9 protein-coding genes and 1 pseudogene are annotated in these 11,032 nt (G+C 70.2%); 6 read left to right on the top strand and 4 right to left on the bottom strand.

Annotated features, from left to right (window positions below; translation table 11 throughout):
- Positions 1 to 679 (top strand): endonuclease domain-containing protein (locus tag AB0J68_RS16355; protein WP_363939173.1); only part of this gene is annotated, 679 nt, incomplete at its 5' end.
- Positions 680 to 1,460: 781 nt separating this feature from the next.
- Here AB0J68_RS16355 and AB0J68_RS16360 read toward each other — a convergent pair.
- Positions 1,461 to 3,326 carry a hypothetical protein gene (locus AB0J68_RS16360; protein WP_363939175.1) on the bottom strand — a complete coding sequence of 622 codons (1,866 nt, stop codon included), beginning with the start codon at positions 3,324 to 3,326 and terminating at the stop codon, positions 1,461 to 1,463.
- A 537-nt stretch (positions 3,327 to 3,863) separates the two neighbouring features.
- On the opposite strand from AB0J68_RS16360, the gene AB0J68_RS16365 reads away from it, so the two are divergent.
- From AB0J68_RS16365 to AB0J68_RS16375, 3 genes are all read left to right on the top strand, one after another.
- Positions 3,864 to 4,622, top strand: coding sequence for an AbrB/MazE/SpoVT family DNA-binding domain-containing protein (locus AB0J68_RS16365; RefSeq protein WP_363939177.1), 759 nt, complete (start codon positions 3,864 to 3,866; stop codon positions 4,620 to 4,622).
- Positions 4,619 to 5,806: a tyrosine-type recombinase/integrase gene (locus AB0J68_RS16370; RefSeq protein ID WP_363939178.1), complete on the top strand. Its 1,188-nt coding sequence runs from the start codon at positions 4,619 to 4,621 to the stop codon at positions 5,804 to 5,806. The genes AB0J68_RS16365 and AB0J68_RS16370 overlap by 4 nt, the downstream gene beginning before the upstream one ends.
- Before the next feature lie 316 nt (positions 5,807 to 6,122).
- The gene (locus AB0J68_RS16375; RefSeq protein ID WP_363939180.1) at positions 6,123 to 6,533 is read left to right on the top strand and encodes a hypothetical protein; all 411 of its coding nucleotides are present in this window, start codon (positions 6,123 to 6,125) and stop codon (positions 6,531 to 6,533) included.
- Here the strand turns inward: AB0J68_RS16375 and AB0J68_RS16380 are convergent.
- Complete coding sequence (locus tag AB0J68_RS16380) at positions 6,523 to 6,777, bottom strand: hypothetical protein (protein ID WP_363939182.1); 255 nt, start codon at positions 6,775 to 6,777, stop codon at positions 6,523 to 6,525. The two genes, AB0J68_RS16375 and AB0J68_RS16380, sit on opposite strands and share 11 nt — an antisense overlap.
- Positions 6,778 to 7,006: 229 nt before the next feature.
- Positions 7,007 to 7,141: a hypothetical protein gene (locus AB0J68_RS16385; RefSeq protein WP_363939184.1), complete on the bottom strand. Its 135-nt coding sequence runs from the start codon at positions 7,139 to 7,141 to the stop codon at positions 7,007 to 7,009.
- A gap of 82 nt (positions 7,142 to 7,223) precedes the next feature.
- Here AB0J68_RS16385 and AB0J68_RS16390 point away from each other — a divergent pair, with 82 nt between their 5' ends.
- Complete coding sequence (locus AB0J68_RS16390; RefSeq protein WP_363939186.1) at positions 7,224 to 8,216, top strand: hypothetical protein; 993 nt, start codon at positions 7,224 to 7,226, stop codon at positions 8,214 to 8,216.
- A gap of 680 nt (positions 8,217 to 8,896) precedes the next feature.
- The gene (locus AB0J68_RS16395) at positions 8,897 to 9,691 is read left to right on the top strand and encodes a hypothetical protein (protein WP_363939188.1); all 795 of its coding nucleotides are present in this window, start codon (positions 8,897 to 8,899) and stop codon (positions 9,689 to 9,691) included.
- Between the two features lie 88 nt (positions 9,692 to 9,779).
- On the opposite strand, the pseudogene AB0J68_RS16400 reads toward AB0J68_RS16395, so the two are convergent.
- Positions 9,780 to 10,333 (bottom strand): annotated as a pseudogene (locus tag AB0J68_RS16400) (transposase); the annotation flags it as partial.
- Positions 10,334 to 11,032: the final 699 nt, after the last annotated feature.

Below are 11,032 nucleotides of genomic sequence, written 5' to 3' on the forward strand. Positions count from 1 at the left end.
CGCCGCGGCGCGCCGAGGCGCGGCAGCGGCCACCTCCACTGCCAGAATCCGGCGTGTGGCCCTTGTCGACGCCCGCCTACTCGGGTTGGTTGCCCCTCACCGCACCTTCGATGTGTGCTGCCTGGACACGCCGAAGAAGGCGTTGCAGCGGCACCGCATCACTGCCGCTCGGTTCCGGGAGTTGCTGCGGGCGCAGGGCGGCGGGTGCGGAGTCTGCGGCACGTCGGCGTGGCGCCACCCGGTCGGGTTGGTGCCCCTTTCAGTCGACCATGATCACTTGTGCTGCCCGGGCCGTGATTCGTGCGGCCGGTGCGTACGGGGATTGTTGTGCGCCGGCTGCAACGGGTTTCTCGGCTTGGTCGAGCTCCACGGCAACGCGATGCTGCAGCCGAGGACGTGGATTGAATCTGCCCGCGCTTATCTGACCTACGCCGGCGTCGACCCGTGGGAGATGGACCGGTTCGTCGCCAAGGGGCGCATCCACCGCGAGCGGCGAATCAAAGCTGGGATCGACTGCGGCTGCTACCACTGCACCAATGACCCCAAGGGAGCGGGTGGATGGATCGCCACGGCGATCGCCGCTGGTGAACCGGTGTGGGACGAGATCATCCGGCGAACCGCGCGGCAGAATGCGAGAGCCCGCGCGCTCGGGTTGACCTTCGCCGACGACGACCTGTGAGCCGCCGCGGCGATCCTCCACCTGGCTGACCGGACATGCTTTCGCTGTCGCTGATCTTCGCCCCTACCCGGTCGCCTCTCCCCCACGATGCGAAGGTGAGGAGTGGTCACCCCCGGCGCGGGCGGGGAGCCCGGCCCGGCGTCGGGCCGGGCGACGGCGGACCCTTTGCTGCGCCGGTCGCGCCGATGCTCGCCACGCCCGTCAGCCAGGTGCCCGAGGGCCCCGATCTCATCCACGAGCCGAAGTGGCACGGGTTCAGGGCGATAGTGCTCCGCGAGACCGACGGGGGTGTACGTCCAGTCAAGGGCAGCCCGAAACCTCACCCCTTACTTCCCGACATTACCCACGCCGTCCGGGCCGCCGTGCCGCGCGTCGTGCTCAACGGTGAGCTGATCGTGTTCGAGGGCGGGCGGACCAACTTCGCTCAGCTGCAGCACGGGACCACCGCTCGCCGCGGTCTACTGCGGCTGGCCCGGGAGTGCCCCTACTTCGTGTTGTTTGACCTGCTGCGGACGCCGGCGACCAGGTCCTCCTGGATCTGCCGCTGTCAGAGCGGCGGACCCGCCTCGAGCAGCTGCTCGTCGACGCGCCGCCCCAACTCAGGGAAGGTAGGAGGGCGCCGCCGGGTGGGGCGTGAACCGGCATCGAGGATTTGCCCTGTGGCCCTGAGGCAGCCGGTGCGAGCTGGCGACGGCAAGGCGAGCGACCGCATCGCGTCGACCACCGGGGGAGCGCCCCCGGGCGTGACGATCTTGCACGCCAGGAGGCGCCTAGGCCCGCCCTACGGCTGTGCGGGCGTGTGACCCGCCGCTCTGCGGTCGGTCAGCGTCTTGAGGTCGTGCTGGGCCCATTCGATGACCTGGGGCCATGGCAGACGCAGCGCCCCTTGGTGCGTGAGGATGAAGTTCCACAGGGGGCTGCCCTCCGGCTGTCGCCAGGCTTTGGTCAGGGCGAACAGCCAGTTGCCCTGGTCGAGGTCGGCGGTCCAGTCCCGCAGTGCACAGCGCACCAGTGCCCGGTACAGGGCGCGGGGGCCGCTGCCGGAGTAGCCCCAGGTGTAGCCGGGCTCGCTGCCGGGGTTGGGCAGCGGGTCGACCTGCATGCGGCCGTCGGGGCGCGGGGTCAGGGCGAACACGGCCGCCGGGCGGCCGCCGTCGCTGGCGATGACGGTGTGCTCGCCCCACCCGTCGGGCATGTTGGTGGGCCACTCGACGCGGTATGACCTCTCGTCGGGGGCGGGGTCGGCGTCTTCGACGACGAGCCGGCCGGCGGGGTCCCGGTAGAGCCCGGCCGCCTCGGCGACCGCGCGCTCGATCAGGCGGTGCTCGCGGATGGTGTCGATGTTGGTCTCCAGCACCAGCAGCCGGGCGAGCCGGCGCGTCGGCGCAGCGAGCAGCTGGTCGCGTTCGGCATCACCGAGCGGTTGGAGGGTCTTGCGCCACTGGTCGAGCACCGGTCCGTCGCCGCTGACCGTGTAGCGTGTCGGCGCGGCGAAGACGACCTCGGGATGACTGCGGTGCAGGGCCACCCCGGCGAGGCGGGCGGTGTGCCACAGCGCGTCGGACGCTGGCGAGTGCCAGGGCAGGCCGGCCTCCTCCTCCCGCAGCGCCGGCAGCTCGGTGGCCACGCCCTCGGGGTCGGGGGGTGCCGCGACGGCGATGCTCACCTGGTGCTCGACGTCGATGCTGGGCCAGGCCGGGCGGGCCGGGCGGGCCACGATGTACCAGCCGTCACCGCGGTCGCGGCTGGTGCGGTGACGGGTCTGCTCCTCGCGCAGGGTCTGCGCGGCCTCGGCGGCGAGCAGGCCGAAGGCATGCGGATACCGCTGGTGCATCTGCGCGTCGATGGCGGCGGCCACCCGGTCGCGGGTGGCGGGCCAGGTGGTGGTGGTGTCGGGGACGGCGACCGTGCCGGAGTCGCCGTAGGCCTGCATGAGCCGGACCGCGTCGGGGGTGCAGGTCCGGTAGTACCACAGCGGCACCGGCCGGCCGAGGACCTCCTGGATCTCGCTGGCGTCGACGTAGCCGAGGTAGGTGGTCTGCACGGTGCGGGGATCCACCTGCGCCGGCTGCTCCCCGGCCGGGGCCGAGCCGGTGAGGAACCGGGGCAGCCAGCCGACGGCGGCCGCCTCGGTGTGCGGCGCCCGCAGCCGGAACGCCTCGATGCTGTGGTGCTCCTCGTCCATGCCGAACAGGATCGCCTCGGGTACGAGCACCACGGCGTCGGCCCAGAAGACCGGGTGCAGCACCTCGGCGGCGACCCGGGCGGCCACTTCGGAGCTGAGCCCGAAGTCGTTGTGCCGCATGACGTGCACGACGTGGCCACGCGGGGTGTCGTAGACGATGACCGACACGGTCTGCGGGTCGTGTCCCTGCACCACCAGGTCGCGTCGGTCGATGATCGGCACAGGCGCGTCGGCGGGCTCCCAGCCGAGCGGCCAGTCGGCGTCTTCGGGCACCGGCCGCTGTGTGCGTCGGCACCAGCTGTCGATGGTGCGGGCGTGCCAGTACGGCCGCCGGTCCGGGTCGTGTCCGTCGGGCTCGGCCAGTCGCTCCGCGCTCAGCAGGGCGCGGGCGCGGCTGTCGCTGATGCCGACGCGCCGGGCGTACTGGGCGAGGGTGTATCGGGGTTCGCCGCCTCGTGCCATTGCCCCTCCTCGGGGATGTGTCCTTACTCGACCTCTCGATGAACACCGTACCTAGGGGCGAGCGGTTTTCCAACTCAGCAGGGGCATCATCCCCTGCGGCTGTCGGAGATTCGCGCCATCGGTGGCGGGAACCGCTCGCTGGAGGGCGTCGGCGGGGGTCGCATCCCGAGTAGGGCCGTGGCGGCAGTTAGGTCCGGGAACGGAAGATTCCCGGATGTTACTCGCGGGTATGCCCCGCCCCGGCCCAAACGGGCGGGGGCTGTCGTCGCGATCGACCCCGTGAGGCCCCGCCACTCCCACCGATACGGCGGTGCCCCCGACGTCGCCGGGTACGTCTAATGTGTTCGCCAGGCCCCGCAAGCTTGACCGGCCCCGGAGCTCGCCCGCCGCCCCGCGTCCGAGGGGACGGGAACACCGACCATATGCGCCCCGGCGTCGGCCGCCGTGCCTCGCGCGGTGTGCGGCCCCCGCACGTGCCGGACCTGACGCTCGCTCCTAGGACATGCTCGCCGCCACCGACACCCGCCCGGAGACGCCGTGACCCCCACCGCCAGCACCGACCTCATGACCCCGGCCACCGTGGACAACCGGCGCCGGGTACGCCTGCCGGCCGGACTCGCCGACGCGGCCGGTCTGCATCCCGGCGCCGTCGTCGTGCTGTCCGGCGCGGCCCCGGGCGAACTCGTCCTGGCCACCCCGGCCGCCGCGCTGGCCCGCCTGCGCCGCGACCTCGCCGAGGCCCTGCGGCTGGCCGGCCGCTACCCGACCCTGACCGCCGCGCTCACCGGTCACACCACCGGCCGGGCCGCTGTCCCACCGGCCGCAGACGGCCCCGCCTCGGCCGCCCTGCCGGCCGGCGGGCCCGTCCTGGTCGACACCGCGGTGCTCACCGCGGTGCTCGACGGCGAACCGGCGGCCGACGCGGTGATTCCGCTGGTGCCCCGGCTGCAGCTGACCGACGCGGTCACCGACGACCTCATCGCCGCCGCGCACGCCGCCGGGCTGCCCGCCGAACCGCAGCCCGACCGGCCCGGCAGCTTCCAGGCCATCCTGACGGCCCTGGACGCGCTCGGGGTACGCAACTACCGCCCCGCCGACGCCGATCGGGCCGCCCTGGTCGTGCGGGACTTCGCGCTGCGCACCGCCGGCGTGGGCTGCCCGGCCGAACGGGGGGTCCTCGCCCTGGCCGGGCACCTCGGCGCGCCGGCGCTGCTCGCCCGCCCGGCCACCGGGCTGCCCGCCGGCGTGACCGCCATCGACTACCGCCTCCTGGCGGCCGTTGGGGCGGCGGCGTGAGCGTGGACCGGCTGCCCGCCGTCCGGCAGCCGACCGACGTGCTGCACGGCGAGCTCGTCGACGCCCCCGCCGTGCCCGGCCGGATCGATCTCACCAGGTGGCTGGCCACCCACCAGCCGGCGGCCGTGGCCGACGTCGGTCTGCTGCACGACCTCGCCGCCGACGTCGCCCGGTTCGCCGAGGCATCCCGCGCCGCCGGCACCATCCGCAAGTACGACGCCGGCTGGGACGCCCTGCTCAGCTGGTGCGCCCGGTTCGGCTTCGACCCCGGCCCGCCCACCCCGATTGAGGTCGTCGCCCTGTACCTGGCCCAGATGGTGCGCGACGACCTGGCCATCTCCACCCAGGACGGCCGGCTGGCCGCGATCCGCGACCGGCACCTCGCCGCCGGGCTGCTGCCCCCCACCGACGATCCCCGGTTCCGCCGCATCCGCGACGGGGTGCGCCGCCTGCACGGCCGGCCCGTGGAGGGCAAGGCCGCGGTCACGCTGCCGCTGCTGGCCGCCATGCTCGCCACCCGCCCCACCGGGCCGCCGCCCGACCCCGATGCGCCGCTGGAGCAGCGACGCGAGCACCTGGCCGCGCTGCGCGACCGGTGCCTGCTCAGCCTCGGCTTCTTCGCCGGCCTGCGCCGCGAGGAACTGGCCGGCTTGCCGGTGGACCACCTGCAGCCGGTCCAGGAAGGACTGCGGCTACTCATCGCCCGATCCAAGGCCGACCAGACCGGTCGCGGCCGCCACGTCGACCTACCGGAAGCCCCCGCCGAGCTGGCCGCGATCTGCCCGGTGCGCACCACCGTCGCCTGGCTCGACGCCGCCGGCCGCCGCGAACACCTGCACCGGCCCGGCCGCCGCCGCACCGGCGCGATCCCGGTGCTGTCCGGCATCAGCGTCGGCGCCCGGGTCCGCGCCACGGCGTTGAGCGACCGGTACGTCGCCGAGACCGTGAAGCAGGCCGCCCGCGACGCCGGTCAGCCGCCCGAGGTGGTCGACACCCTGGCCGGGCACAGCCTGCGGGCCGGCCTCGCCACCGCCCTCGAAGCCGCCGGCGTACCCCAAACGGTCATCGCCCGGATCCTCGGTCACGCCACCGGCACCACCGGCCGCTACATCCGGCACGCCTTCGACGGCGCCGCCCACCACGCCCTGTACACGTACGTGACCCACGTCCTGGGCAGGATCTGACCCTGACCCACCACCGCCTCGCACTCGCCACCACGCCGATGCCGCGCGGTCGCACAGGTCGTCCGACCGTCGGCCGCGCCTTCCGCGTTGCCCACTCGCATTCGACGTCGGCGAGACGGCATGTGTCGCGTCCGGTTCTAGTTTGCAGTTGATCAAGGCGCTGACCAGCGACTCGCAAGGTAGGTCCAGACGCCAGCGAATCCGTTTGTCCGGACCTACCTTGCGGTTCGGGGTTATAGCCACTGGAAGATGTCCTAAGTGCGTGCGCCGCAGGCAGCCGACATGATCGACATGAAGCAGAGGCCCCTGCGCCTCGATGCCGAACGAAGAATGCGTACTGTCCCCGTCCAGCTCAAGATCGCGGGCCCGGCGCCGCGACCTGACCTACGAGGAAAACAACGCGTTCTGGGGCGGGGCCACCGTCGAGGTGTTACGGCACACCGGCATCCGCATCGAGGAACTCCAGGAGCTCACCCACCACAGCTTCGTCGCCTACACCCTGCCGACGACCGGAGAGGTCGTCCCGATGCTCCAGGTCGCCCCGTCAAAGACCGACACCAAGCGGCTCCTGCTGATCTCTCCCGAACTTGGTGACGTCCTGGCCTCGATCATCCATCGGGTCCGGCGCGGCTCAGCCGCACTGCCCCTGGTGTCCCGCTACGACAACCACGAACACACGCCAAGCCCACTGATGCCGTTCCTGTTCCAGCGCTCCGCTACGGCGTGAACGCCACGGTCAGCCGCAACTTCATCTCCAAGGCCATCGACAACGGGCTGACCCACAGCGGCCTGACCGACACCACCGGCTTCCCGATGCGCTTCACCCCGCACGATTCCGGAGGATCTTCGCCACCGACGCCATCCGCACCGGACTCCCGCCGCAGATCACCGCCAAGATCGTCGGCCACTTCAACCTCAGCACCATCATGGGTTACGCCGCGATCTATCCCAAGGACGCCGTCACCCACCATCGGGTCTTCATCGCCCGCTGGCGAGCCCTACGCCCCAGCGAGGAGTACCGCGACCTGACCCCGGAAGAGTGGACCGAGTCCCTCGGCCACTTCGAGCTGCGCAAGGTGGAATTCGGCGTCTGCACCCGGGACTTCGGCACCCCCTGCGTCCACGAGCACCTGCATCCGCTGCCCAGCGCTTCGCCCCGATCCTGCCCAAGCGCCCAGGCTCGAGTCGATCCTTCAAAATCTAGATGCCCGGATCGCCGAGGCACGCGAACATGGGTGGCTCGGCGAGATCGCGGGGCTGCAGGTCAGTCGCACGGCCGCCGAGCAGAAGCTCGCCGCCCTGCAGCAGCTTGCGGCAAACCAGCGAACCACCCACCTGGGCATGCCGGACTATCGACCCGTTGCGGGCCGGACCAGCACGTCGCTCACGATCAAGAAGAACGAGGGGATACGCACCGATGACTGACCGGCCTGACGACGTTGAGACGCCCGACCCGCAGGAGGAGCCGGCACCTCGCCGGGCTGATGACGATCCAGCGGATTCCCCTACCCGCCAGGGATGGAAGCGGGGTCGTCCTCCAGGTCCGGAGGACCTGACCCCGGAGTTCATCGAAGCCATGGCCAGGGCAGTCGCGAAGTGGCCCGACTACAGCAAGCTCGTTTCCCCTGGACTCCTCAACGCCGCAACCCAGATGTCAGCCCAAGTGGCGGCCGTCAGCAAGGCCATGGAGCCCATGCTCATCAACCTCCAGAAGAGCCTCGCCAACCTTCCGAAGATCACCCTGCCTGACATGACAGGCGTCGGGGCCGTCATCGACAGGCTCATCGCCAAGCTGCCCCCGAACTGGCCGATGGGCGACCCGGATCTCATCGAGAAGGTGTTCTCCATCGTCCAGGACGAGGGGATCCCGCTGGTCTGGGTGCCACGGAAGGAGATCGTCCGACAGGTCCTCCAGGCGGCAAACCGAGATGAGCGGATCAAGGTCCTGCTGGCACACCGCGACGACATCATCCAGGACTGCCGGGACGTTCTTGCCAAGATCAGCGACGGCGAGCTGGTGAGCCAACTTCCGCTCGCCAGCAACGTCATCAATGCGTTCGCGGATGGGCACGACGAGGCCGCCCAGTCGCTCGCCGTGGTAGTCACCGAAACGGTCGTGTCTCGAGCGATCGACCGGGACTACAAGAAGGTCAAGAACGCCGTGAAGATCGACGACTGGGGCGATCTGTCGGTGGCTGAGCTCCGGCTCAGGACCGCGCTGGCCGCTATCGGGCCGTTCTACGCGGCGTGGTTCCCCAGCTGGGGCACGCCAGCGCCCACAGAGCTCAGCCGCCACGTCACCGTCCACCAGGCCGATGTCGGCCACTACACGGCAGGCAACAGCCTCGTTGCGGTCATGCTGATGACCTCCATCCTCCGCGCCATTCAGGAGTTGCACGAGCAGCTCTGATCCAGTGACTCATCTGCGAGGACGATCACAGACCGTTACGGAACGGGCCCATAGAGATCATTTTCGATAGTTCAAGTAAGAGGCCGCCTTCGAGCTGCTCGCCGCGATGACCGCGCCGGCACGGATGCCGAAGGCCGCCCGCCGGTAACCGGAGTCCCGCGTGTCCACCTTCGGCTCCAGCACGTTGCCCGGCGGAAGCGGGTCGCACGGAACGGCTGCTCGGGCGGAGTGCTCCTGGTTAGCGTGAGTCGCATAGGCGAGGAGGCGCGGGAGCGCGATGTGCTCCTGGCCTCCCAGTAACTTCCGGCCCAAACAACGACAGCGCCGGTCACGACTTCCAGGCGCCGGGTGCTGACCGACACCCGCAGCACAACTCTTAACTAGCGCTGGGGTTGATCTTTCGTTGATTACTACTGGGAGACCCACTACACGCGGAGGTACACAGATGATCACGACTGGAAGCACGTCCATGGCGCGCCGGGTCCAGCCGCTGCCGGTGCAAATCACGCGAAGGGCAGCGAGCCCAAGTAACTCGGCGAGGGCTGGAACGACCGCAACTGCAAGGTCAACCGCAGCGACATCACGTATCGCTAATAGGTCCCCGAGGGCGCTCACCGACGGGGGACGCCCTCCTGTCAAGACCTGAACGATGTACTGCGGGTCCATTGGGATGCGGAAGCATGCGTCTGATGGAAGATTCGTCCGCACCGGACCTGCTCGAGCGTATCGAGGACGCGATCCTGCGGTTCGAGCGCGACGGCGATGATTCCGGTGTGCTGGACGACGCCCTTCTCGGTCAGGCGCTCGATCTCCTGAACGATCCCGACGGGGTGACGCTGCGCGCCCTCGGCGCCACAGCACGACTCGAGTGGCATCGTCACCGGATCGAGGGAGCCGAGGGCGTTGCCCCAGACCACGTCGTCGAGGCGTTCCGGATGATGGCGGAGCGCAGTCCCGAGCTGGTTCCGGCTGCGCTGCGGCCGACGTTCGGCGTATCGGACGAAGACGCCGATCCGACGGTCGGCGCCGCCGCCCTGATGTACGGGGCGCGCAGACGCGGCGACGCCGACCTGGAGGCGGCGATCACCGTCCTCCGTCAGCGCCTGGCGACGGTGCCGAAGTATCTTGCGGCCCGCGCCGAGTACCTCGGGTTTATCGCCGATGGTTTGGTGACCCGGCACGGCAGGCGAGGGGCCATTGCGGACCTCTACGAGGCCATCGAGCTGACCCGGCAAGCGATCGATCTCGCCGGTCCGGGTTCTCCGCACCGCGCGATCTACCTCTCGAACCTAGCTATCTGCGCGCAGATACGTTTCCGCGCGGTGGGTAACCGGGATGACATCGATCTGGCCATCGACGCCGGCCGGGAAGCGCTGGCGGCCGCGCCGGACGGGTACCGCGACCACCGCAAGACCAGCACGATCCTCGCGGACTGCCTGCTGGAGCGGTTCGACCTCACGAGCCGGTCCTGCTAGGCCGAGGCGGCCGCCGAGATCTTCGGCGCCTTGTCCCTGGAGCAGGACCACGCGCTGGCGCGGTTCGCCGTGTTCCGCGGGACCGGCCGCGCTGCTGTGAGCAGAGCCTGGCCACCCGGTTAGGGCCGGCGGTGATGCCGTGGGCGGGAAGTTCGTCGGCGATGAACCGGTAGCCGAACGCCGGATCGTCGACGTGGATGTCCAGAGCGGCGTTGATCAGGTGCGAGTCGTCCCAGACCCGCTGCGAGACCGGGCTGGTCTTCCACGCGTAGTAGGCCTGCTTGCTGAACCCAGCACCCGGCAGGTCACCGCGACGGGGATCCCGTCCGCAGCCAGGTCACCGACCAGTGGGTACATCATTTTCGGGCGATTTCCTTGGCGAAGAACGCCGCTGCCCGATGCAGGATCTCGTTCTCCTGCTCCAGCAGCTTGTTACGCCGCCGCAGCTCCTGCAGCTCCGCGGACTCGCTGCTGGTGACCCCGGGTCGGACCCCGTCCTCGATGTCAGCGAGCTTGAGCCAACGGTGCAGGCACGACTCGGAGATCCCGAAGTCCTTAGCGATCTGCGCGATCGGCGCCTCACCCCTTGCGGGCGACCGCGACCACGTCACGACGGAACTCCGGCGGGAACGCTTTCGGCATGGCAGGCATCCGTCCAGCGAGGAACGCATCCTCACAGGTCAGGAGTCAACCGAACCGGGCGCAGTCACCCTAATCCGCTGGCCGTTGCAGTTCGCGTGCCTGCGTCGGCTTATAAATCACCCGCCCTGCCAAAGGCAGCGCGGCCTGAATGCGACGAGTACCCGTTCAGGACCACCTATGAAGGTGCCAGCGGGCCGAGCCAACTCGCGGTATGGCAGTGTCCTTCTTCCTCAGAGTAGCGATGACGATATCCGCCTAAACCAGCAAGGCGGGCAAAACTAGGTCGCAGGCAGGTGCTGTGTCTGGGACGGAGGCTGCCAGGGCGCGTAGCTCAACTGTGGCTTCCCAGATCACGTACGGTTGGACCGAGCCGCTGAGAGCTCCGCAGACTGCGTTAACCGCCTCGGCGGCTCGGCCGCGCAGCACGTGGCAGTAGGCCAACGCGAGCAACCTGTCACCGTTCCAGGCACCGGAAGGCGGCGGCACGAGGAGGCCGGCCGCCTCGTCGGCTTCAGCAGCGGCATCCGTGGACCAACCGCCAGCGAGAAGTGCTACCGCGTATATGCGGCGGGCTTTGTGCATCGTCGGGGCCAGATCGGCGGCCAGCCGCGCCTCACGCAACGCGCGTTCATGATCGCCTAGAGTTAAGCAAGCCTCGGCTGCCGTCACTCGGCTGGTCCAGGCGTCAGGCCGGGATCG

Source organism: Micromonospora sp. NPDC049580 (genome assembly GCF_040675595.1).
Classification (GTDB): domain Bacteria; phylum Actinomycetota; class Actinomycetes; order Mycobacteriales; family Micromonosporaceae; genus Micromonospora.

Coding starts and splice junctions, on each gene's coding strand:
- AB0J68_RS16375 (WP_363939180.1), top strand. CDS start 6,123: ATGCCGAACGAAGAATGCGTACTGTCCCCGTCCAGCTCAAGATCGCGG.
- AB0J68_RS16380 (WP_363939182.1), bottom strand. CDS start 6,777: ATGGTGGGTGACGGCGTCCTTGGGATAGATCGCGGCGTAACCCATGAT.
- AB0J68_RS16395 (WP_363939188.1), top strand. CDS start 8,897: ATGCGTCTGATGGAAGATTCGTCCGCACCGGACCTGCTCGAGCGTATC.
- AB0J68_RS16390 (WP_363939186.1), top strand. CDS start 7,224: ATGACTGACCGGCCTGACGACGTTGAGACGCCCGACCCGCAGGAGGAG.
- AB0J68_RS16360 (WP_363939175.1), bottom strand. CDS start 3,326: ATGGCACGAGGCGGCGAACCCCGATACACCCTCGCCCAGTACGCCCGG.